Raw genomic sequence first — 22,406 nt, forward strand, 5'->3', positions numbered from 1 at the left:
ACCTCATGTGACTTCTGGATGCACGGCGAGCGCCGTACATAGGTTCGGAGTTTGGCGATAGCGAGGGATTCGTTTTATTGACGCGCGTTCGGACCGGTGGCGTTAAATAACCGGTGGGGGTGTATTTTGCGCGCCAGCCGGTTGTGTGCCGTGGGCATCCAATGTGCGCTGCCGCCGCCCCAGCCACCCACCGGTGAGGCCCCAGCCCAGGGCAATGGCTGCCCCAATCATCATGGCCAGTTGCGGATGGTCGCCCAGCACATCCAGTGCACGCTTGACCCACCCACTCAACGCATCGCCCCCTCGGTAAACCACGGTGTCGATGAAGTTCTTGGCTTTGTACTTGTCCTCGGCGGGCAACACCGTGAACAGCATCTCCCGCCCCGGCCGGACCAAGGCATATTCGCCTGCGCGGCGAACCACCATCACCACCACGAACACCGCAAATGCCGGTGCCAGGGCCAGCCAGACGAAGCCTGCCGCCATCACCAGCGGCACTGCCACCAGCAACACCCCTACCCCCAGGCGTTTGGCCAGCCGACCGGTAATGAACACTTGGGTGAGGATGGCCAGGGCTTGAACCACTGTGTCGATCAGGCCGAACACCTGCGTCTGGCGTGTACGGTCGGTGAAGGTTTCGCTGACGATGCGCGCCTGCTCGAAATACAAAAAAGTACTGACACTGGCCAACAGCACCACGAACAGGGCGATGCCCAAGAGGTACGGCGAACGCAGTACAGCCGTCGCACCGGCAAATGGGTTACCGCCCAGTGGCCGCGACGCGGGTTGTTGGTTCTGCACAGGCAGTGGTTGGCGATCGCGCCAGCGTTGCAGATAGACGGCGGCAGCGATGCTGCCCAGCAAGAACAAAGCGGCCAGCAACACCAGCCCGGCATGCCCCAGCGGGGCAACCAGCAGCGTACCCAGTACCGGACCGCTCAGCCCACCCAGGCTGGCCCCCGCTGCCAGCAACCCGAACAGGCGCTTGCTCTGCTCTGTGGAAAACAGATCGGTCAGCACGCTCCAGGCCAGTGAGATTGTCAGCAGGTTGAATACCGACAGCCAGATGTAAAAGGCCCGTGCGGTCCACAGGTCATCTGGCTGGCGAGCAAACAACACGGCAAACAGCAACAGGTTGGCCGTGAAGAAGCCGTAGGTCCAAGGCAGGATGTGCCGTCTGCGTACCCTGGAGGCCAGCCAGCCGAACAGCGGAAGGCAGGTCAGCGTAGCGATGAAAGTGCCGGTGAACAGCCATTGCAGGTTGTCGACACCTCCCGCCACGCCCATGGTCTCGCGCACCGGCCGCAGCATGAAATAACCGGTGAACAGCAGGTAGAACAGGGCCAGACCGCCGATCACGGCCGGGCCTTCGCCAGGCTGGATATTCAGCCCGTGGTCCAGGCGTTTGCGCCAGCCGGTCATGTTGTCAGGCAAACTGTTCGATCAGCGCTTTTTGCTGCGCGGGGGTGAACAACGGCTCATGGCCGGCCTTGAGCTGGTCGAGCTGGCGATCGGGGCGGCCAGTTGCCGGGATGACCGTGGTCACCGCCGGGTGGCTGAAGGCGAACTTGAGGAAAATCTGTGCCCAGCTGCTCACCCCCGCTTCTACAGCCCAGGCAGGCAGTGGCTGGCCCTTGACCTTGGCAAACAGGCGACCATCATCGAACGCCCGGTTGATAAGCACTGCCACGCCCTTGTCCTGGCACAGTGGTAACAGTTCCTCTGCTGCGTTGGGCGCATTGACCGAATAGTTGATCTGGATGAAGTCCAGTGGTTCGGAACGCACGATGCTGGCGACTTCGTCATGGCCGCTGTTCAGGTAATGCGTAATGCCTACGTAGCGGGTCTTGCCCTGCTGCTTGAGCTGGCGGGCATAGGGCAGTTGGGTCTTCCAGTCGCGCAGGTTGTGGATCTGCAGCAGGTCAACCTGGTCTGTGCGCAGGCTTTTGAGGGTGCCCGCCCATTGCGCTTCGGCGTCGGCCCGGCTGTCGGCGGCGATTTTGGTGGCGATGAAACACTGCCGGTGCCAGCCGCCCTCCTCCAGCAACTGGCCAAGGATACGGTCTGCCCCGCCGTAGTTCGGCGACGTGTCGATGACTTTGCCGCCGCCCTCGAAAAACGCTTTCAGTACGGCCTTCAATTGCTGGTAGTCGGCCGAGCCGGCCTCGACCTCGAAACTGCCAGAGGTCCCCGCGCCAATGACCGGCAAGGCCTCGCCGGTGGACGGCACCTTGCGGGTCAGCAGCCCGGAGCGGGACTCAGCGCGTAGCCAAGGGCTGGCAGCCAGCAGCCCCAAAGTCGCGCCGGCGCGTAGGACATCGCGACGTGCATACATGGCAAAGCTCCCGTCATAAGTCGGAAACTTCCAAGACTAGCCGCTCTACCTCGGCCTGGCAGATGATTCTGTTTCTGAATATTTGCTCAAGCCTTCAGCAGCAGGCTCAGGTCCAGGTGTGCGTCGGTGATCGGCGGGCACCAGTAATACCCCCCCGTCAGCGGGCGGCTGAAGCGGTACAGCCCGTCGATGATGCCATCTTCCAACCCGCTCATGCGCCGCAGCTGCACTTCGAACGCATCGAAGCTTCGGCCCAGCGCGACAAAGGCCAGGCCCGCGCCACGGTGGTCGGCCCAGGAAACCGAGCGCCGCACCATGAACGCCTCAGGTGCGAAGCTTTCCTGGGCAGTGCGCTTGACGTGTGCCGACTCCGGCGCATCGTCCAGCTCCTCGTTATCGCTCAGCCGCCGGCCGATGATGTTGTCCTGGTCCGCCTGGGGCAGCGACTTGAAGTACTCCAGATCATGCTTCCACAACTGGAAAACCGCAAAACTGGAGCCTGCCAGGCCCGGCTGCTCGCCCGCGACGATGGCCGCGTCGACTGCGTCCTGGTCAACCGGGTTTTCGGTACCGTCCGCATAACCGGTCAGGTCGTGGCCGCCACGGTGCAGGAAGCCGTCGATGCTGTCGGCCAGGCGCAGAGCCGGTGCCAAGGCCTGCTCCAGCGCGTGGGCCTGCAGCAGCAGGTCACCACGTTCTTCGCCGCGCAGCCACAGCCACAAGGCGTGCTGGGTGCTTGGGTTCTCCACCGCTGCATCCAGTTGGGGGAACGCGCGCAGCCCAGGCACTTCTCGGCCCAAGGCCTTCGCCAAGGGGGCGCCTACGCCCATGATCAGGCGTTCGCCATCCACATGCGGCAGCAGCGCATCCAGTGCTGCAGGCAACCCCTCGGGGGCTTGCAGGGTGAAGAACAAGTGGCGGGCCTGGGTAGGCACCGGGGTGGCAAGCAGCCCTTGCTGGAACGGCATGACAGGCGAATCCTTGGTAAAAGCGCGAATGCTACTGCGCGCAGCGGCCGGTCGCAACGAGGGGGGCAATCCCTTTGCCATCAGCCAAGCGGGCGCTTCAGTAACAAAAGGTTACCAAGTGCTGGCCCATTGCAATTAGCTATCGATCAGGCCCGGCCTAGACTGGCTTGATCCCTTGCCCGAGTAGCCATCATGACCGCTTCGCCCTTGCTTACCGCCTTCCTGCCTTTGGCCTTGGGCATCATCATGCTAGGCCTTGGTTTGTCGCTGACAGTGGCCGACTTCGCGCGCGTGGTGAAATACCCTAAACCCGTGGTCATCGGCCTGGCCTGCCAGATTCTTCTGCTGCCGCTGGCCTGTTTCCTGATTGCCAACGGTTTCGGGCTGGAAGCGGCCCTGGCCGTGGGCCTGATGCTGCTCGCCGCCTCCCCCGGAGGCACCACCGCCAATCTGTTCAGCCACCTGGCTCATGGTGACGTGGCCCTGAACATCACCCTTACGGCGGTCAACTCGCTGATCGCCATCCTGACCATGCCGCTGCTGGTCAACCTGTCACTGATGTGGTTCATGGCGTCGGACCAGGCCATCCCGCTGCAATTTGCCAAGGTCATGCAGGTATTTGCCATCGTTCTTCTGCCAGTCGCCTTGGGCATGATGATCCGCCGCTGGGCGCCAGGCTTTGCCGCTCGCATGGAAAAGCCCATGAAACTGGTGGCGGCGCTGTTCCTGGTCTTCACCATTGCGCTGGCCCTGGCCAAGGATTGGCAGACCGTGGTTGCCTACGCCCCGGTGGTCGGCCTGGCGGCACTGCTGTTCAACGTGATCAGCCTCGCCGTGGGCTACTGGGTACCGCGCCTGTTGAGCATTCCCAAGCGCCAGGCCATAGCCATCGGCATGGAGATCGGTATCCATAACGGCACCCTGGCGATCGCCGTCGCCTTGAGCCCATCGCTGCTCAACAACGCCACCATGGCGGTGCCGGCGGCGCTCTATAGCTTGATCATGTTCTTCACGGCGGCGGGCTTTGGCTGGTGGGTGAGCCGTGGGCACCGCACGGGGGACGCCCAAGGCAAGGGCGAAACGGTGAATTGACGTCTCAGTTGCGCCGGCGTTGGGCCTGTAACTGACGTTTGAGTGCCTTGAGGGGAGGTGCGTAGAAAAAGCCGAACGACACACTGCCTGTACGCCCCTTTACCGCATGGTGCAGGCGATGGGCACAATCCAGGCGCTTGAGGTAGCGGTTGATCGGTCGCGGCTTGCGCGGCCAGTGCCGGTGGAAGAAGCCGTCGTGGGCCAGCACGTACAGTATTCCGTAACCCGCCACGCCGCCGCCCACCCACTGCAAGGGCGCATGGCCGGCCTTGCCCAGGGCCATCAAGACCGCTGCGATGATGCCCAGGGCCAGCAGATAAAAGTCGTTGGTCTCCAGCATGCCCAGATGGGGCTCATGGTGCGAACGGTGCAGCCACCAGCCCCAGCCATGCATGATGTACTTGTGGGCCAGCGTGCCGACACCTTCCATGGCCACCAGCGTGCCGATCAGCACAACAAAATTGAGCAGCATGTAACGGTCCGGGGGATGACAAAGAATGGCGCAAGGGTAACGAGTAACGGCGGGTTTTTCCATTCGGCCGTGGCTTGCTGTAGGGCATTTCCTTATGAAGCCATTGTCATGTTATCGCCCTTGACCCTACACACACTGCGGCGTATGTTCGGCCCGCAATTTCGCATCCCTGAACAGGAGTCCTGCATTGGACAGTAGCCCCAGTCGCTTGCGACAGGCCCACACGGCGAGCTAGTCCGGCAGCTTCCTGCCACTGTCTCGCTACTGGCTAGACGGTGGATTTCTCAGCCTCTGCGGCTTGAGCCCTCCTCTTTCCTCCTCTCGTGGTCCTGCGCATTCCTGGTTTTTCAACCACGCCATTTACGGTGGCGTTAGAGCGGGCATGTGCCCGCGCAAGAGGTTCGCTATGGATTGGAAAGTATTTTTGCTGCGTGTCAGCATCGCCCTGCTGCTCGGCGCCCTGATCGGTGCCGAGCGCCAACTGCGCCAGCGCCTGACCGGGCTGCGCACCAATGCGCTGGTCAGCACGGGTGCCTGCCTTTTCGTGCTGATGACCCAGGCGGTGCCGGGTATGGCCCCTACCGATGCGTCTCGGGTTGCCGCCTATGTGGTCTCGGGCATTGGCTTTCTGGGGGGCGGTGTGATCATGCGCGACGGTTTCACGGTGCGCGGGCTGAACACGGCCGCCACCCTGTGGTGCACAGCAGCTGTCGGCGTGCTGTGCAGCCTCGGCCTGCTGCTGGAGGCGGCCCTGGGTAGCCTGGTGGTGCTGTGTGCCAACATACTGCTGCGCGACATCGCCCAACGACTGGACGGCCAAGGCGTGGTGCCGGCCAGCGAGGTCGAACACCGTTTCGAGGTGCGGGTGGTGTGCCGTGCCGAAGATGAAATTCAGGTACGCAGCCTGATGCTGCAAAGCCTGAGCGACCCGCAACTGCGCCTGCAGTCGCTGCACAGCGAAGACTTGCCCACCCCCGCACGGCTGGAGGTGCGCGCAGAGTTGCTCGGTAACCCACAAGCACCGGCGCAGCTGGAGCGCCTGGTCAGCCGGGTAAGCCTGGAGAAAGGTGTCAGTTCGGTATGCTGGCAGCTACAGGCCTAATGACCGGCACTCATCGCCATGCGGCCAGCAACGACATAGCCATCGCGCCCTTGGCGTTTGGCCTGATACAACGCCCCGTCAGCCGCAGACATCAGGCTTTCGGGGCTGCTTGCGTCCACTGCCGGGTGCCCCACAGCGATGCCGGCACTGGCAGAGACGCGGCCTAGCGGGCTGCCGGCATGCTCGATCATCAAGCGGCGCAACAGTTGCAGGATGTCATCGACGACCTGTTCGGCGCCCTGTACATCGGTGTCAGGGAGCAAAAGCGTGAACTCTTCCCCGCCATAGCGCACCGCCAAGTCCGCCGGGCGCTTCAACACCTGCTGCAGCAAGTCGGCAAAGCGGCGCAAGCATTGATCGCCCGCAGGGTGGCCATAGCGGTCGTTGTACAGTTTGAAAAAATCCAGATCGACCATCACCAGCGCCACAGCCTGCCCCAGTCGCCGCGCCCGGCGGAGTTCCGCATCAAGCACCGCGTCCAGCCTGCGGCGGTTGCCCAGGCCCGTCAGGCTGTCGGTCAGGGCCAGCGACCTGAGGGTCTGGTGGGCCTGGTACAGCGCCCTTTCGATAGCGATTCGCTCACGTAACTGGCGCAATACGACCCAGCCGAAGCCACTCAACCCCACCAGCAACAGCAGCAGGATCACGGCTGACTTGATGACGTCTTGCCGCCAGGGCGCAATGATCGACTCACGCGACAAACCCGCCTCTACCACCAACGGGTAGCGCGCCAAGGCGCGATAGGCGTACAGACGGGGCGTACCGTCGACGACCGCCACCGCTTCTACCAGCCCTCCGCTCGCATGAGGCAGGTGGTGGCGAAAGACTTCGCTGTTTGCCAGGCTGCGGCCGACGACGTCCTCCACGAAGGGCCGGCGTACCAGGATCGTCCCGTCCCGCATGGCCAGCACCAGAGCGCCCCGCTTGTCGATCTTGAAATCACCGTAGTAGCGCACGAACCAGTCCACCTTGATCGTGCCGAGCAGCACCCCGGCAAAGCTGCCATCGCGATTCTCCAGCCTGCGCGAGATTGGAATGATCAGGTCACCGGTGGAACGGCTACGTACCACCGAGCCTATATGCACGGCACGGTCGGTGTGGGTCTGGTGGTAAGCGAAGTAGTCACGGTCGGCATTGTTGGCCTTTGCCGGCATGGAAGCCTGGTCAGTGACGATCCACGTGCCATCCGGGCCGTACACGAACAAACCGTGCAGTTGCGGCATGATGGTTTTCTGTTGTGCCAACAGCGCGTGCAAGCGTGGGTGATCGAGATGATCGAAGCCATCTCCTTCAAGGCGCTCTGCCAGCACAGCGGTAATCGCGTCCACTTGGCGAATGGCGTCCTCGGCGTGCTGCGCCGTGGCCCTGGCCAGGTTGCTGACCGTGTTTTCGGCATTGACGAAGGCTTGCTTGTAATCGCGCCAGATCCGCCACCCTTCGATCGACACGAAGGTCAACATCACAACCGCCATGAACGACAGAACCAAACGAAACAGCGCCACCGCGCGCACCTCGCTGGGTACGCTCAAGAGCCCGTCTTCGTCCTGTGTTCCGCCCGCCCTCATGGAAGTCCTTGTCTTGACGCGTTTGCCGTCTGTCACTATAGATCACTGCCGTTTGCGCGCACCCAACTCGATCCATGCCGGTGCATGGTCGCTGGGCTTGGGCTCGTTGCGCACCCACGCATCTACGCCGCCGGCCTTGAGGTGCGAGGCGATATCCGGGCTGAGCAACAGGTGATCGATACGCAAGCCAGCGTTGCGCGCCCAGTGGTTACGGAAGTAGTCCCAGAAAGTGTAGATGCGCTCGTCGGGGTACAGATGACGAATGGCATCGGTCCAGCCCTGCTCAAGCAACGCCTGGTAGCAATTGCGCGACTCGGGTTGGAGCAAGGCATCCTTGAGCCAGGATTTGGGGTTGTAGATATCGAAATCGGTCGGCACCACGTTGAAATCACCGGCCAGAACAGTCGGGTGGCCACTCCCAAGCAAGTCCCGCGCATGCTCGACCAGGCATTGGAACCAGCGCAGTTTGTAATCGAACTTCGGCCCCGGTTGCGGGTTGCCATTTGGCAGGTACAGGCAACCTATCAGCACACCCTGTACCGCTGCTTCCAGGTAGCGGCTCTGGTCGTCATCCTCCATGCCTGGCAGGCCGCGCCGGACTTCCAGCGGCTGGCTGTCGCGCGCCAGGATTGACACCCCGTTCCACGAAGGCTGCCCCCTATACAGGCAGCCATAACCTGCAGCTTCCAGGGCCTCGCGGGGAAACTTCGCGTCAGCTGCCTTGAGCTCCTGAAGGCAGGCGATATCGGGCTTTTCCCGCTCCAGCCATGCCAGCAGCGCCGGTAGCCGGCTGCCGATGCCGTTGATATTGAAGGTGGCGATGCGCAAGGGCTTCATGTGCCAGGGTCATCCACGTGGCTCTGCACCGCCGCCTGCAGCGCACCCACATGGGCCTCGTCTGCCAAGGCCTTGAGGGCCAACCAGTCATCCCAGTCGATGGCGCCGTCATCACGCAGCGCTTCGGCGGTGCGCAGTAATTCGTGATGGTAGGCATCCGGGGATTCGCGACGGTAACTGTCATCATCGTATTGCGCGTACCAAGCCTCAAGTTCGGGAATGCTGCGCTCTATGCTCATGCCCTGCTCCTTCGCGGCAACCTTTGAATGTGTGAGCGCTAGCACTGCGTATCGTTCAACCGTGGCGCCGCGGTGCTGGCTCGCCCAGACAAAAACCTGAAAAAAATTTAAACCTATGCCCACTTCCCCGGCTCAACCGTACGCGACACTGAGGTCGCGCCACCGATAGCAAGGAGTGAAACATGGGCAATCTGTTCATCAAGCGCGCAGGTTTGTCGCTGGTGCTGGGCATGGCGTCGCTGCAGGCACTGGCGGCTTCCTCCGATGACTTCGTCGATGCCGCTACCGAAGCTGGAATCGCCGAGGTGGTCACCGGCAATCTGGCTTTGGAAAAGAGCCAGAACCCTGACATCAAGACCTTCGCCCAGCATGTGGTCACCGATCACACCAAGGCCAACCAGAAGCTCGGCGACATCGCTCGCAAGCTGGACATCAGCGTGCCCGATGAGGCGGCGCTGACCGACAAGGTGAAGAAAATGATCCTTGAATGGCGCGAGGAGTCGTTCGACAAGTCCTACGTCAACAACCAAGTCGATGCCCACGAAAAAACCGTGGAGCTGTTCAAGAAAGAAGCCGCTTCGTCTGACAAACCAGAGCTGAAGGCTTTCGCCAGCGAAACGCTGCCAACGCTCGAGAAACACCTGGAAGAGGCCAAGGCTCTTCAGGCCAAACATGGCAAGTGATCGGAGGACACACATGAGTAACGATACATTGCGCAGCGAAATCCTGACGCGCCTGCTGCACGCCCACCCACAGGGCTTGGGCAAGGAAGTGCTGGATAATTACCGTGGTGAAAATGCCGTTGCCGATGCGCTCAAGACGCTGCAGGATCATGGGCTGATTCACGATGGCAGCGTAACGGTCGACAGCAATCAGCAGTTCAGCGTCAGCTATCCGATCAAGCTCTCGGCAGCGGGTGTCGAGGCTGCGAAGCGGGTGGAAGGCTAAGTCACCCTTCCAGCCTTTCAATGGTGCGTAGCGGGGGCTGGCTTTCCGCCCCCCCGCAACGTACCCGTCACGGCCTGGCACCCTCGCGCAGCGCCTTCAGCGCCTCGTCGCGCCTGAGCAGTTCAGCTTCCAGGAACTGCAACTGCCTGCCCTGCTCCGCACATTGCCCACGTTTATCTTCCAGGGTTTGGCCCTGTGCCTGCAATTGCCTGCGCATCTCGTCACTGGCGCCCTGCGCTTGCGCCAGGATCGTGCGCAAGCCCTGAATCTGTGTATCACGCTGCTCCAGCAGTTCATCCAGCGCCTTGCGCTCGCTGCTGGCCTGGCGATGCTCGCCAAGCAGGCGCTCGTTGTCCCGGTGCAGGCGGGTCAGTTCATCCTGCTTGACGATCATGCCTTGTTGAAGCTGGCGCAGTTCGAGCTGCAACTGTTGCACCTGTGCCTCGTGGCGGCGCTGGTCCTGGTCACGCTGTTCGCGGCTGGCGCTGCGGTAATGCTCCAAGGCATCCCTGGCATGCTGATGCTTTTCTTCCAGCGAGCGCACCTGTTCATCCTTGTCGGCTAAACGCAGCTGCAGTTCACCTAGCGCCTGGTTCAGGCTGGCACCCCGCAGCTGCTCGGCTTGCAGCGTGCTCTGGGTGGCGCTGAGCCGCTCCGACTCGGCGGCCAGCGCCGCCGCCTGGATCTGCTGTTGCTGATGCGCTGCGGCCAAGGCCTCCTGCGCCAGTTGTAGCTGCGCTTGCAACTGCTCCTTTTGCTCGTTGTGGGCCGCTTCGATCTGCTCGATCCGCCCATCGGCCTCATCCTGCAGCTGTTCGGCCAACTGCGCCACCAGCTTGGCCAGCGTATCGCTCAGCGCTGGCGCGCCTTGAAGCGCCGCAGGTTTTTGGCCTTCCAGCTCTTTGAGATAACGGTGAATGGTGGTTTTCGAGCCCGTGTTCCCCAGTTCGATACGTACAGCATCGATGCTGGGGTACTCGCCCCGGGCAATCAGCACTTGCCTTGCTTGCTGCACTACCGCCTTGTTGATACCACCCCGGGCCATGTTTGCTCCTACGATTTCGTGTCATGGTACGTACCATGTATTTACGTAATAATTCTGTCGGTTTTTAGGCATCAACTCAAGCCATTTCTAAGGTGCAATAATCACGGCTTATCGCATGATATGGCGGTATCAGCCGGATTCGAAGCGCCTGGCGTAGCACAAGCAGTACGAAAGGCCCTGAAAAGAGTTCTGTCCCATGCCTTGAAGTTGAATCGTGCTTGCGTCCACCATGGACAAAATGGCTACCCGCCCAATCAAGCACCTACCCCGGCTCAAGATGAACATCGAAAACTACAAGGCAATCGCCGATAGCATTGCGCTGCTGCTCTTTCCCCACGCCGAAGTGATCGTGCACGAGGTACAAAGTCAGACGGTCGTCCACATCGCCAACAACTTTTCCAGGCGCAAGGTTGGCGATGACTCGGCACTGGACCTGGAGCTAGGCGACTTCCGCAACGCCGCCAAGCTCGGCCCTTACGAGAAGCTCAACTGGGATGGTCAAAAGATCCGCTCCATTACCACGGTGCTGTACAACCAGGACGGTGAAGCCCAGTACCTGCTCTGCATCAACCTGAACTTCTCTGTTCTGGAACAGGCACGTGAAGCGCTGGATGCGTTTTTCCAGGTCAGCCGCCTGGTACCGCAGCCCGATGCGCTGTTCAAGGATGACTGGCAAGAGCGGATCAATACCTTCCTGCACGCTTGGCTCAAGGCGCGCAATTTGTCCTTGCGTACGCTGAAGATGAAAGACAAGCGCACGCTGGTTGAGGCCCTGCATGCCGAAGGGGCATTCGAGGGGCGCAGCGGGGCGGACTATGTGGCCAATGTGCTGAGCATGGGCCGGGCGACCGTTTACAAGTACCTCAAGGAACTGAGGGGCCAGGCCGCTGAATGAATGACTAGCGCTTGTCCGCCATGGATATTGGGTCTATTGTGGACACTCAGTCCATATACGAGCGGTAGCCACGATGCCTGTCGATGCCCCCAACCTGTCTTCCCTGTATCAAGCGATCGCAGATGCACACCAGGCACTTCGCCCTGAGGTGAGGGTCACCCCGCTGAACTTCAGCGCCGGGCTTTCAGCGATGACCGAATGCAGCGTTTATCTGAAATGCGAGCACCTGCAACACACAGGCTCGTTCAAATTCCGCGGTGCCAGTAACAAGCTTCGCCTGCTACCCGCCGAGCAGCGCGCACTGGGCGTCATCACGGCCTCCTCTGGCAACCATGGGCAAGCGCTCGCGCTTGCCGGCAAGGTGATGGGGGTGCCGGTCACCGTCTATACCACCACTTCGGCGTCTGCTTACAAGCTGGGTGCAATCCGCGCGCTCGGTGCCGAAGTGGTCAGCCTGGATCTGGACCCTTTGGGCGTGGAGCTTGAAGCGGGGCGTCAAGCAGCCCAGCAGGGCAAGCCGTTTGTCTCGCCCTACAACGACCTTGAAGTGATCGCCGGCCAAGGCACCATCGCGATGGAGCTCTTTGAACAGGCACCGGACCTGGACGCCGTATTCGTCGCAGTCGGCGGCGGCGGGATGATTTCAGGTATCGGCGCAGCACTGCGGGCGCTCAACCCAGGCATCGACATCATTGGCTGCTGGCCAGCGAATGCCCCGACCCTGCAGCGCTCGCTGGAAGCCGGGGAAATCATCGACATGCAAGAGCAGCAGACGATCTCCGACGGTACGGCCGGCGGGGTCGAGCCAGGCTGCGTGACTTTCCCGCTCTGCCAGGCGCTGCTGTCGCGTACCGTGCTTGTGAGTGAAGAAGAGATAAAGGCGGCGATGCGAGATGTGGCCGCGCATGAGCGCTGGATCATCGAGGGTGCTGCCGGTGTCGCGGTGGCAGGCATGCAGAAGATGGCCAAGGCATACCGCGGCAAGCGCGTCGCGGTCGTCATTTGCGGCCGCAACATCGTGCTGGATAAATTCCTCGAGGCCGTTCGATGAACATTTTCAGCAAGCAACAGATCACCTCCCGGCTCGATGTGGAGCAGGCAGTGCAATGGCTGGAGCACGGTTTCATCGCCTTCTCCCAAGGCAAGGCCCAGGTGCCACCGGTACAGGCATTCACTTTTGCGCAGGCCAATGGCGACTGTTGCATCAAGGCTGCCTATATCGAGGGCAGCGACACGTTCACGGTCAAACTGTCGACTGGCTTTTACGACAATCCGTCGAAGGGCCTGCCAAGCAATGATGGCCTGATGCTGGTGGCCTCGGCCAGTACCGGGCGGCCGCTTGCCTTGTTGCAGGATGAGGGCTGGCTGACCTGCATCCGCACCGCGCTGGTCGGGCGTATCGTCGCCCGCCTGTTGGCACCTGCAAACGTGAGAGCGATCGGTATTCTGGGCACCGGCACCCAGGCGCGCATGCAGTTGCAGCAACTGGGTGCAGTTACGTCCTGCCGCAGCGTAGTGGTGTGGGGGCGCAGTGATGGGGAACTGGCAGCCTACAAAACCTTTGCTGAAGCCCTGGGCTATGAAGTGCGGGTAACCCGTGACGCTGCAGAGGTTGCACACGCCGCCAACCTGATCGTCTGCACGACAACTTCCCGTGAGCCACTGCTGCAGCGTGAATGGGTGCAACCTGGCACCCATATCACCGCCGTTGGCGCCGATGCGCCGGGCAAGCAGGAGCTCGATCCTGCGCTGGTGGCATGTGCCGACCGTATCATCGTCGACTCCCTCTACCAGTGCAGCCATTACGGCGAAGTCTCCCATGCGCTGAAGGCCGGCCTGATCGGCGAACAGCAACTGGCCGAGCTTGGTGCCCTACTCGAGGGCCGCGCCACCGGCCGTGAGCATGACGCCCAGATCACGCTCGCCGACCTGACCGGGGTGGCCGTGCAGGACGCCCAGATCGCAAGCTGCGTGTTGGCATCGCTCACCGCCGGTTGACGGGCGCAGCCGCGCCCGGTCGATCAAGGCTCTGTCACCCGGGCTTTGCCGGGGGCCGGTTTGAACGAGGGTTTCTTCTCCTGCACCACGATGTAGAACTCCTCGCCGTGCTTGACCGCGCCGTACAGCACCGCTTTTTCGATCAGCTCGCTGCCGCGCAGATGGCGCAGCATCATCGGGTCCTTGCGCAGGTCGCGGTACAGCGCCAGGCACAACAGCACCATCACCACCACAAATGGCAACGCCACGACAATGGTCAGGTTCTGCAGGCCGGTAAGCGCCTCGCCGGGGTTACCCGGGTCGCCCAACGCAAGCATGATGGCCGCGACTGTGCCAGTCAGTGCCCCCCAGAAAATCACTGTCGCACGCGAGGGTTGCGTGGTGCCGTGTTCGGATAAGGTACCCATCACGAGCGACGCCGCATCTGCCCCGGAGACGAAGAAGATCGCCACCAGGAGCATGACCAGCACCGAAGTCGCTGAGGCCCATGGGTAGCTGTCGAGCAACTGATACAGGGCATGGTTGCTGTTCACCGCACCGTCGATAAGGACGAAGCTGCCTTCGCGCAGGGCATCGATGCCGGCGCCGCCAAAAATGCTGAACCACACCAGGCTGACCAGCCCCGGCACCAGCAACACGCCGCTGACGAACTGGCGGATGCTGCGGCCGCGGCTGATGCGGGCGATGAACATACCCACAAAAGGTGTCCAGGAAATCCACCAGGCCCAGTAGAACACGGTCCAGCCGGCCAGCCAGGCGTCCATCGCATCGCCCCCACTGGCGCTGGTGCGCGCCATCATCTCGGGCAACATCTTGATGTAGACACCGATCGACGTGGGCAACAGGTTGAGCATCAACAGCGTCGGCCCCACCAGGAAGACGAACAGCGCCAACGCCAATGCCAGCACCATATTGATATTGGACAGCCACTGAATCCCCTTGCCGATGCCAGACACGGCCGAAGCAACGAAGGCAATGGTCAGCAAGGTGATGATGGCGATGTAGAACAGCTTGCCGGGGTGCTCGATCCAGCCGTTGTATTCCAACCCACCGGCAATCTGCAGGGCGCCGAGCCCCAGCGAGGCCGCTGAACCGAACAGGGTGGCGAAGATCGCCATCATGTCGATCATGCGGCCGACAGGGCCGTTGGCGTGCTTGCCGATCAGGGGCCGGAACGCGGTGGAAATCAACTGCGAACGGCCGCGGCGGAACGTGCCGTAGGCGATTGCCAGGCCGACGATGGCGTACATTGCCCAGGGGTGCAGCGACCAGTGAAACAGCGTGGTCGCCATCGCCACCTGCAGTGCTTCGTCCGATTGGCCTGCGGCAGTGCCGGGCGGTGGTGAAATGTAGTGCGACAGCGGCTCGGCGACCCCGAAGAACATCAGGCCGATGCCCATGCCCGCACTGAACATCATGGCAACCCAGGACACCGTGCGAAACTCCGGTGCTTCGCCATCGCGCCCCAGCGGGATTCTGCCGTAGCGGCTGGCGGCCAACCACAGCACGAAGATCACGAACACGGTGGAGGTCAGCACGAAGAACCAGCCAAAGTTGACGATGACCCAGGATTGCGCAGAGGTTGCGCTTGCAGCGAGGCTGGCCTGGTTGACGACACCCCAGCTGATGAAAGCGATTGCCAGCAGGCTGGTGACGCCGAACACCGCCCAGTCGAGCTTGCCTTCAAGGTGGCGGTCCTGCCTGGCCTCGGCAGTCTTGGACGGGTCGGTGACGCCTAGCGGCGGTGTTTCAACGTGCTCTTGCGTTGCCATCGATGGGCCCTTTTCAGTTTTGCTGCAGGCTTTTGTTGTTGTAATTGCTAGCGATGCCTGCGCAAAAACCGGGGGCGGCCGCGCTGGAGGCCCCGCGATTATCCTGTGAGCGAAACAGCAGCCCCTATTCCAGGACCGTCCTGGCCCATCCTCTGAACGACCAACCGGTCACATCGTGCGAACCCCGATGTAACCGGCACAGAACCTGAACGGGCTCAGGCAGCCCCATCCAACCCCATTTGCCAGAAGTCCGCCTCCAGCCTCGACGCCTGGCCAAAAATCGCCGCCAGTTCCACGAACCGCTGCTCGGTCATGCTGCGTGCGGCCAGCTCATCGAGGTGCTTGCGTGCCGCAGAGGCCACGCTCTGGTAGCCCTCGCCGGCGTATTCGGCAATCCACTCTCGGTAAGGGTGAGCACTGAGGTCACCGATGTGCGCCGCGAGGGTGCGGCCGATCTCGGCATAGCCGATCACGCACGGTGCCAAGGCCACATGCAGTTCGAGCAGGTCGCCGGCAGCGCCGCAGTCGAGCACGTAGCGGGTGTAGGCGACCGTGGCCTGGTGCTCCGGCGCGGCCTGGATATCGGCCTGCGACAAGCCCCAACGGGCGCACAGGCGCAAGTGCAGCTCGGTTTCGTCAAGGATTGCCGCCAGGCCAGCCTGGGCCGCGCGGATGTCGGCCGGCAGCCTGCTTTTATAAGCGGCAAGCGCCCAGGCACGGGCGAACTGGATGAGGAACAGGTAATCCTGCACCAGGTAAGTCCGGAACGCTGCTTCGCTCAAGGTGCCCTCACCCATCTGCCGAACGAAATCATGCTCCACATAGCTCGACCACTGGGGGGCGCTGGCCGCTTTCAGGCGCTCGAAGATATCCATGCTCAGCCCTCCTGATCGTAGATCGCGTCGAAGAAGGCCAGTTCCAGCGCCACGGTGCGCTGGTAAAAGTCACTCGCCAGTGCCGGCTCCTGCGGGCCTACGCGGTCCAGTTCGGCCTGCAGGAAGGCGACAAACGCTTGGAATGCCGCGTTGTCATGCAGGGTGATCCACTCGGCATGGACGAAGTTTTCCGGCAAGGGTTTCGGTGCTTTGAGCGCCCAGTCCAGGTACAGGCCTTCGGCAACGTTGAGCACTGCCAGCGCCGCCGCATAGGAGCGGGTCGCGGCGGCTTCGCGCATGATGGCCTTGAAACCTTGGGTCGGCAGCGTGTCCTTGGGTTCGGTGCGTTGCTGCGGGCTCACGTCCAGCGCCTGGAAAGCGCGCAGGAAATAGGTGTTTTCATCGCTGCTGATCATCCCGGCAAAGCGGCCGAAACGCAGGCGCGCCTCGAAGGTGTCGGCTGTGGCGATGGCGGCGCCGAGCAAGGTCAGGAAACTGTCGAGAAAACGGTGGTCCTGCACCAGGTAGCGGACCATGATCGGGTCCGCCACGCTACCGTTGCACAGTTCAGTGACGAAGCGGTGGCCGACTGCAGCCGACCAGGTCGGTTCGTTCTGGCGGCGCAAGGCGTGGGTGAAAGGTTCGTTCATGGTGCTGCCCTCCCTAGGGTGACAGCGAGGCCTTGACGGTGGCGCATGGGGCGGCCTCGCAATGAGGCCGGCAAAAAGGCAGGTTGGTAGTCCCATCCCTTCGCCGGCATGATCCGGATCAGGTTCTAAGGGTCACCGCGCTGCAGTGCCAGCGGTTTCTCAGCCCGTTGCCGGGCTCCCCTTGGTGGCGTGAAGGTATACAGCACCTCCGGGGCCTTTGTCACGGAGCAGATCACCCCGAGCAGCCCGCGACAGCCGTACCTTCAAGGGCCTTGGCAGCAAGAGAGACAGCATAGAAGCAAATAGCCACCAGTCATTAGCCTGTCATCTTATTGTCGTATTTTCCGACCTTCACCCAGGGTCGGGAATACCAGCCGTGATACGCCGTTTTCTCTCGTCAGCAGGCCTGCTGCGCCTATTGATCCTGATGCTCTGTGCCGCCACCCTCACCTTCCTTTGGGGGGTCCACTTCAGCCAGAAGGCCGCCGCGCGCCAGGATGCGCTGATGGCCAAGGCAGCCGAGCACCAGAACCTCGCCCGCATCGTCGCTGAGAGCCTGCGCCAGCTGGTTGATCGCGCCCAGGCTGTGGGCCGCGTCACTCAGGACGACATGGAGGCGCTACCCCAAGGCAGCCTGAGCCTGGCGCGGCTGCTTGCCGAGGACCCGGTGTTCAAACGCATGGGCCTGTACGACCGAAATGGCAAGCTGTTGTCAGCCAGCCACGTCAATGAAGTAGCGGCGCTGCCGGACGGCTGGCTGCAGCAGTTGAAACTGCATGTCGCGCACTACGGTTTCAAACCCTTCATGCCGCGTGTGGAACCGGGCCTCAGCCCTTCGGCCCTGCCCACCTGGCGCTTGCCCTTCCTCTTGCCGCTGACCAGCCTGCCAGGCCGGGAGATCGACAAGATCCTGGTGGTGCAGCTCGATATCGGCTACCTCGCGGTGCTGTTCCAGCACATTGACCTGGGCACCACCGGCCTGATGCGCCTGCTGCAGGACGACGGCCAGGAGCGCCTGCGTGTCGACACCCGCGGCGTGGTCATGGCCGATGTCGATTTCGAACCCGGTTTGCCGTCATCTGCCAGCGAGTCGGGGCTGCTCATCCAATATGCATCCGGCCAGCCCTACCAGAGCCTGTACCGGCGCATCGACGAGCGCGGGTTCAGCATCATCGTCAGCCAGCGCATCGACGAAATCCTCGCCCCCACTGCCCTGGCGTATTCACGCCAGTTCTGGTTGAACTGGAGCATGACGGTGATGATCCTTGCCAGCCTGGTCTGGACCTTGCGCCTGCTGCACAAGCGTCAAGAGGCTTTCAGCGCCCTTGAGCATGCGCAACAGGTCAACCAGCAATTGATCGGGCGACTGGAAGATGCGCACCGGCGCAGCAGCCACGCCGCTGCCACCGACCACCTCAGTGGGCTGCACAACCGCCGCCAGTTCGTCGAGGTGGCGGGCCTTGCGCTGACCCGCCAACGCGGCAAGCGCCGGCTGATGGCGATCCTGTTCATCGACATGGACCGCTTCAAGTCGATCAATGATTCGCTCGGCCACAAGATCGGCGACTTGCTGCTGCAAGCCGTGGCCGGGCGCATTCAGCGCCTGCTTGAGCAAGGTGACGAAGCCTCGCGCTTCGGCGGTGATGAGTTCGTGGTACTGCTGGCCGGCGAACGCAGTGAAGAACAGATCGATACCTGGGTGCGCGAACTGGTGCAGAAACTCTCGGCCACTTACTCCCTCGACGGCCAGGAGGTCAATACCAGCCCCAGTGTCGGCATCAGCATCTGCCCACGCGACGGCCAGGACATCGACAGCCTGATCCGCTGCGCCGACGCAGCCATGTACTCGGCCAAGCAGGCAGGGCGTGCCCAGTACCGCTTCTTCGACCCCTCGCTGAATCTTTCCGACATCCACGCCTTCACCCTTGAACAAGCCTTTGGCAGTGCCCTGGCCGAACGTCAGTTCGTACTGCACTACCAACCACAGATCCGCCTGGATACCCAACGCGTGCTGGGCTATGAAGCCTTGGTGCGCTGGGACCACCCAGAATTCGGCCTGCTCTACCCCGACCGCTTCATCGGCCTGGCCGAGCGTAGCGGTTTCATCATCGAGCTGGGCTGGGAAGTGCTGCGCCTGGCCTGCGAGGAGCTGGCACGTTGGGATCTGCAGGGCCGCGACAACCGCCTGGCGGTGAATGTATCGGCATTGCAGCTGCGCCAGGCCGACTTCAGCACCCGCCTGTTGGCGAAGTTGCAGCTGTACGGCATCAGCCCGCAGCGGCTGGAGCTGGAAATCACCGAAACCACCATTCTGGACCCGGAAGGCACGGCGGTTGAGCATCTGCACCGCCTGCGCGCGGCCGGCCTGGGCATCAGCCTCGACGACTTCGGGCGTGGCTACGCCGGCTTCGCCCACTTGCAGTCACTGCCGTTGAGCAAGCTCAAGATCGACCGGTCGCTGATCGCACCGCTGTGCAACAGCCACGACGACAGCCCGATCGTCTCCTCGACCATTATTCTGGCCAAGCGCCTGGGGCTGGAGGTGGTGGCCGAAGGGGTCGAAACGCGCGAGCAGGTGGTGTGCCTGAAACTTGCCGGCTGCGATATTGCCCAGGGCTACCACTTCAGCCGCCCCTTGTCGCCGGCGCAACTGCGTGAATACCCGCCCTTCAACGGCATCGAGGAAAAGCCATGCGTGCTCTGAAGCCTTGGGCGGGCGCACCCGTCAAAGAGCCGGGACAGACCAGACGTTAGGGTTTATTGTGGTGGCAACACACGCTGACACCACCCTCACATGACCGACATAGAGCGCTACGTCCGCGCCGCCACCCGTGACAACACCCGGCGCAGTTATCAGGCTGCCATCGAGCATTTCGAAGCCCACTGGGGCGGGTTCCTCCCGGCCACTGCCGACAGCATTGCCCGCTACCTGGCCGATCACGCCGGGCAGCATGCGGTCAGCACCCTGCGCCAACGCCTTGCGGCCCTCAGCCAATGGCACATCAGCCAAGGCTTCCCCGACCCGACCAAGGCCCCGCTGGTGCGCCAGGTGCTGCGCGGCATCCGCACCTTGCACCCGACACCGCCGAAACAGGCCGCCCCGCTGCTGTTGCAGCACCTGCAAACGGCTGTCGAGCGTTTTGAACAAGAGGCCAGGCTGGCCCGCGACCAGCATGACCTGCCAGCACTGCGCCGCGCCCGGCGTGACACCGCACTATTGTTGCTGGGTTTCTGGCGTGGGTTTCGCGGTGACGAACTGGCGCGCCTGCGGGTGGAGCACATCCAGGCCGAGGCCGGCGTGGGCATCAGCCTGTTCCTGCCACGCAGCAAAGGTGACCGTGAAGCGCTTGGCGTACAACACCGCACCCCGGCCTTGAAGGCGCTGTGCCCTGTCGCAGCCTACCTGCAGTGGCTCGAAGTGGCGGGCATCGCCCACGGCCCGGTGTTTCGCAAGCTCGACCGCTGGGGCAACCTGGGCGACACAGCGCTCAACAGCAACAGCCTGGTCGGCCTGTTGCGGCGCATGCTCGAACGGGCCGGCGTGCCGGCGGCGCTGTACACCGGCCATTCCCTGCGCCGTGGTTTTGCCACCTGGGCCACGGCCAACGGCTGGGAGCTGAAGTCGCTGATGAGTTATGTGGGCTGGAAGGATGCCAAATCGGCGTTGCGCTATATCGACTCGGGCCAGCGGTTTGGGGAACTGGCCGTGTTACCGGCCAGCTAGGGGCAAGCGCTCATTCCGTGAACGTGTAGCGGGCAACACCGCCCACTTCCGGGCGAATCGCATACAGGTCGCCAGCGTCCGGGTAATGCCGCAACTCGGTGGGCGACATGCCGACCCGTGCCGTGGTGATGTACAGCGTGCTCATGCCGTCGCCACCGAAACAGCAACTGGTCGGGCGCGGCACTGGCATCACCACCTGTTCGGTCAAATGGCCGTCGCGGTCATAGCGCAGCAGGCAACTGCCATTGAACTGACACACCCATAACCCACCTTCACGATCCAGGGCGATGCCGTCAGGGCGCCCCAGTTCGGCAGGCGTCTCGGCAAACAGGCTGACCTGCTCCAGCCGCCCTTCGGGCAGATACGCGGCGCGGTAGATCGAGCGAGCAGCGGAGTCGACGAAGAAAACGGTATTGCCATCGGCGGACCAGGTAATGCCATTGGGCAACGCCATGCCGTCATGGATCACCACATCGTGCAGTTCCCCGTCAAAGCGCAGCAGCGCGCCGGTCTTGCCGCTCGGGCCCTCGTCCATCAGCCCGGTGACGAAGCGCCCTTGCGGGTCGCAGGCGCCGTCGTTGAAGCGGTAGCTCGGGCGGTGATGCACAGGCGCCGAGTACTGGCGCACCTTGCAAGACGACATATCCAGAATGGCAACGCTGGCATCTTCGGTGAATATCAGGTTGCCTTGGTCGGTCAGTGCCAAGGCACCGATACGGGCAGCGGATTCATAGAGGGTCTCGACTTCGCCATCCGTTAGCAGCCGGTGAATTCGCCCGCCGGTGATATCGACGAAATACAACGCGCCGGTGCGCGCATCCCACACAGGGCTCTCACCCAGGTCGGCCCGGGTGTTGGCGACCTTGGTCGGCACGTAGTGGCATTCCTTGATGAGGCTCCAGCGTTCGGCCACTTCGCCCAGGCTGGAAGCCTCGACGCGCGCCAGGTCACGCGGGTAGCTCACGCCGCTGTTCTCGCTGAAACGCGTGGCGGTGAACTGGCCATTGCTGGCCCGCAGGATGTACCCGGTATCCCGGCAAAGCGGGCTGGCCAGGTACAGAACGCCCGGTGTCACCCATTGCGGCTTGAGTTCTTCCGGTGGCTGGGTCACGCCCCACATCCTGGTTTTGGCCACCGGCGAGACCGCATTGACCAAGATGCCGTGTTCCAACCCTTCCATGCTCAATGCGTTCATGATGCCCACCTGAGCCATCTTGCCCGCCGAGTAGGCGACCAGGCCTGGCTGGGCATAGCGCTGGTACATGGCGCGGTCCGAGGTGGTGAGCACTATGCGCGGTGCCTCGGCTTGCTTGAGGTGCTTCCAGGCATGCTTGGCCAGCCATACCGGGGCGTGCACGCTGATGCCCAGGGCGCGATCGAGAAACGCCTGCTCCTGGGTCTCGATGCCTTGATAATCGACCCAACCGGCGTTGTGAATGAGGATATCCAGCGCGCCGAAATGCGCGATGGCCAGTTCCACCAGTTCGCGGCAATCGTCTTCGTTTTCCAGGTGGCCGGCATGAGCGACCACCTCGAAACCCTGCCCCCGCAGCGTTTCGAGCGCGACGCTGACCGCCGCCGGGTTCTGCCCTTCACCTGAGCGGTCAGTGCCCAGGTCGCTGATGACTACCCGCGCTCCCCGCGCGGCCAGCGCCATGGCGTAATCCAGGCCCAGGCCCTGGGCGGCACCGGTGACGATGGCGACTTTATCTTTGAATGGGTCTGTGCTTGGCATTGTAGCGCCCTTCCGATTCTCCTTTTTTACGATAACAATAAAAAAATCAATGACTTAATATTAAAAGCATGCAACTTTGATATCTGCTGGATATCACCTGAGGCCTGCCATCTTCCGATGCACCCCGACCTGCAACCTCAGGCCCCCGGATCAG

21 protein-coding genes, 1 pseudogene and 1 riboswitch are annotated in these 22,406 nt (G+C 62.5%); of the genes and pseudogenes, 9 read left to right on the top strand and 13 right to left on the bottom strand.

Features of this window, described 5'->3' with window-relative positions:
* Positions 1–102: 102 nt before the first annotated feature.
* From ABRP30_RS13255 to ABRP30_RS13265, 3 genes are all read right to left on the bottom strand, one after another.
* A complete protein-coding gene (locus ABRP30_RS13255; protein WP_349975521.1) occupies positions 103–1,422 on the bottom strand; it encodes an MFS transporter in 1,320 nt (439 codons plus the stop codon).
* Between the two features lie 4 nt (positions 1,423–1,426).
* Positions 1,427–2,335, bottom strand: coding sequence for an aldo/keto reductase (locus tag ABRP30_RS13260; RefSeq protein ID WP_349975348.1), 909 nt, complete (start codon positions 2,333–2,335; stop codon positions 1,427–1,429).
* Between the two features lie 86 nt (positions 2,336–2,421).
* Positions 2,422–3,303 carry a Dyp-type peroxidase gene (locus ABRP30_RS13265; RefSeq protein WP_241803436.1) on the bottom strand — a complete coding sequence of 294 codons (882 nt, stop codon included), beginning with the start codon at positions 3,301–3,303 and terminating at the stop codon, positions 2,422–2,424.
* A gap of 192 nt (positions 3,304–3,495) precedes the next feature.
* Between ABRP30_RS13265 and ABRP30_RS13270 the strand changes: the two genes are divergently transcribed.
* Positions 3,496–4,395 carry a bile acid:sodium symporter family protein gene (locus ABRP30_RS13270; protein WP_349975347.1) on the top strand — a complete coding sequence of 300 codons (900 nt, stop codon included), beginning with the start codon at positions 3,496–3,498 and terminating at the stop codon, positions 4,393–4,395.
* Positions 4,396–4,399: 4 nt separating this feature from the next.
* Here the strand turns inward: ABRP30_RS13270 and ABRP30_RS13275 are convergent, their stop codons facing one another.
* Positions 4,400–4,867 carry a sterol desaturase family protein gene (locus tag ABRP30_RS13275; protein ID WP_349975346.1) on the bottom strand — a complete coding sequence of 156 codons (468 nt, stop codon included), beginning with the start codon at positions 4,865–4,867 and terminating at the stop codon, positions 4,400–4,402.
* Between the two features lie 406 nt (positions 4,868–5,273).
* Between ABRP30_RS13275 and ABRP30_RS13280 the strand changes: the two genes are divergently transcribed.
* Complete coding sequence (locus ABRP30_RS13280; RefSeq protein WP_267815981.1) at positions 5,274–5,969, top strand: MgtC/SapB family protein; 696 nt, start codon at positions 5,274–5,276, stop codon at positions 5,967–5,969.
* Here ABRP30_RS13280 and ABRP30_RS13285 read toward each other — a convergent pair.
* From ABRP30_RS13285 to ABRP30_RS13295, 3 genes are read right to left on the bottom strand one after another with little or no spacing between them, the layout of a single operon-like run.
* A complete protein-coding gene (locus ABRP30_RS13285) occupies positions 5,966–7,534 on the bottom strand; it encodes a sensor domain-containing diguanylate cyclase (RefSeq protein ID WP_349975345.1) in 1,569 nt (522 codons plus the stop codon). The two genes, ABRP30_RS13280 and ABRP30_RS13285, sit on opposite strands and share 4 nt — an antisense overlap.
* A 42-nt stretch (positions 7,535–7,576) precedes the next feature.
* Entirely contained in the window at positions 7,577–8,371 is a 795-nt protein-coding gene (gene xth, locus ABRP30_RS13290) for an exodeoxyribonuclease III (RefSeq protein ID WP_349975344.1), read from the bottom strand.
* A complete protein-coding gene (locus tag ABRP30_RS13295) occupies positions 8,368–8,610 on the bottom strand; it encodes a hypothetical protein (RefSeq protein WP_241803442.1) in 243 nt (80 codons plus the stop codon). Before ABRP30_RS13295 ends, xth begins: the two co-directional genes overlap by 4 nt.
* 182 nt (positions 8,611–8,792) lie before the next feature.
* Here ABRP30_RS13295 and ABRP30_RS13300 point away from each other — a divergent pair, with 182 nt between their 5' ends.
* Positions 8,793–9,293 (top strand): DUF4142 domain-containing protein, encoded by a 501-nt coding sequence (locus tag ABRP30_RS13300; protein ID WP_241803443.1) that lies wholly within the window; start codon positions 8,793–8,795, stop codon positions 9,291–9,293.
* Positions 9,294–9,306: 13 nt separating this feature from the next.
* Positions 9,307–9,558, top strand: a complete 252-nt coding sequence (locus ABRP30_RS13305; RefSeq protein WP_349975343.1) for a hypothetical protein — start codon at positions 9,307–9,309, stop codon at positions 9,556–9,558.
* A gap of 67 nt (positions 9,559–9,625) precedes the next feature.
* On the opposite strand, the gene ABRP30_RS13310 is transcribed toward ABRP30_RS13305, so the two are convergent.
* Positions 9,626–10,603, bottom strand: coding sequence for a DNA-binding protein (locus ABRP30_RS13310; RefSeq protein WP_349975342.1), 978 nt, complete (start codon positions 10,601–10,603; stop codon positions 9,626–9,628).
* A gap of 277 nt (positions 10,604–10,880) precedes the next feature.
* Here ABRP30_RS13310 and ABRP30_RS13315 point away from each other — a divergent pair, with 277 nt between their 5' ends.
* The 3 genes from ABRP30_RS13315 to ABRP30_RS13325 all read left to right on the top strand — a co-directional run bounded on the left by ABRP30_RS13315 (position 10,881) and on the right by ABRP30_RS13325 (position 13,496).
* Entirely contained in the window at positions 10,881–11,498 is a 618-nt protein-coding gene (locus ABRP30_RS13315) for a transcriptional regulator (protein ID WP_267823966.1), read from the top strand.
* Between the two features lie 73 nt (positions 11,499–11,571).
* Positions 11,572–12,549: a threonine/serine dehydratase gene (locus ABRP30_RS13320; protein WP_349975341.1), complete on the top strand. Its 978-nt coding sequence runs from the start codon at positions 11,572–11,574 to the stop codon at positions 12,547–12,549.
* On the top strand, positions 12,546–13,496 hold the full coding sequence (locus ABRP30_RS13325) for an ornithine cyclodeaminase family protein (protein ID WP_349975340.1): 951 nt from the start codon (positions 12,546–12,548) through the stop codon (positions 13,494–13,496). Before ABRP30_RS13320 ends, ABRP30_RS13325 begins: the two co-directional genes overlap by 4 nt.
* Positions 13,497–13,519: 23 nt before the next feature.
* On the opposite strand, the gene ABRP30_RS13330 is transcribed toward ABRP30_RS13325, so the two are convergent.
* The 3 genes from ABRP30_RS13330 to ABRP30_RS13340 all read right to left on the bottom strand — a co-directional run bounded on the left by ABRP30_RS13330 (position 13,520) and on the right by ABRP30_RS13340 (position 16,793).
* Positions 13,520–15,268: a BCCT family transporter gene (locus ABRP30_RS13330; RefSeq protein ID WP_349975339.1), complete on the bottom strand. Its 1,749-nt coding sequence runs from the start codon at positions 15,266–15,268 to the stop codon at positions 13,520–13,522.
* A 215-nt stretch (positions 15,269–15,483) separates the two neighbouring features.
* On the bottom strand, positions 15,484–16,143 hold the full coding sequence (gene tenA / locus ABRP30_RS13335) for a thiaminase II (RefSeq protein WP_267815997.1): 660 nt from the start codon (positions 16,141–16,143) through the stop codon (positions 15,484–15,486).
* Between the two features lie 2 nt (positions 16,144–16,145).
* Positions 16,146–16,793: a TenA family protein gene (locus ABRP30_RS13340; RefSeq protein WP_349975338.1), complete on the bottom strand. Its 648-nt coding sequence runs from the start codon at positions 16,791–16,793 to the stop codon at positions 16,146–16,148.
* 78 nt (positions 16,794–16,871) lie between these two features.
* Positions 16,872–16,985: riboswitch (TPP riboswitch) on the bottom strand.
* 184 nt (positions 16,986–17,169) lie between these two features.
* Here ABRP30_RS13340 and ABRP30_RS13345 point away from each other — a divergent pair.
* Both ABRP30_RS13345 and ABRP30_RS13350 read left to right on the top strand, forming a co-directional pair.
* Positions 17,170–19,497: an EAL domain-containing protein gene (locus tag ABRP30_RS13345; protein ID WP_349975337.1), complete on the top strand. Its 2,328-nt coding sequence runs from the start codon at positions 17,170–17,172 to the stop codon at positions 19,495–19,497.
* Between the two features lie 90 nt (positions 19,498–19,587).
* Complete coding sequence (locus tag ABRP30_RS13350; RefSeq protein ID WP_349975336.1) at positions 19,588–20,517, top strand: site-specific integrase; 930 nt, start codon at positions 19,588–19,590, stop codon at positions 20,515–20,517.
* A 10-nt stretch (positions 20,518–20,527) separates the two neighbouring features.
* On the opposite strand, the gene ABRP30_RS13355 is transcribed toward ABRP30_RS13350, so the two are convergent.
* Together ABRP30_RS13355 and ABRP30_RS13360 are read right to left on the bottom strand one after the other, a co-directional pair.
* A complete protein-coding gene (locus ABRP30_RS13355; RefSeq protein WP_372490488.1) occupies positions 20,528–21,637 on the bottom strand; it encodes an SMP-30/gluconolactonase/LRE family protein in 1,110 nt (369 codons plus the stop codon).
* Positions 21,638–21,679: 42 nt separating this feature from the next.
* A pseudogene (locus tag ABRP30_RS13360) lies at positions 21,680–22,252 on the bottom strand (SDR family NAD(P)-dependent oxidoreductase); the annotation flags it as partial.
* Positions 22,253–22,406 lie beyond the last annotated feature (154 nt).

This window comes from Pseudomonas sp. WHRI 8519 (genome assembly GCF_040224055.2).
Lineage (GTDB): Bacteria > Pseudomonadota > Gammaproteobacteria > Pseudomonadales > Pseudomonadaceae > Aquipseudomonas > Aquipseudomonas putida_X.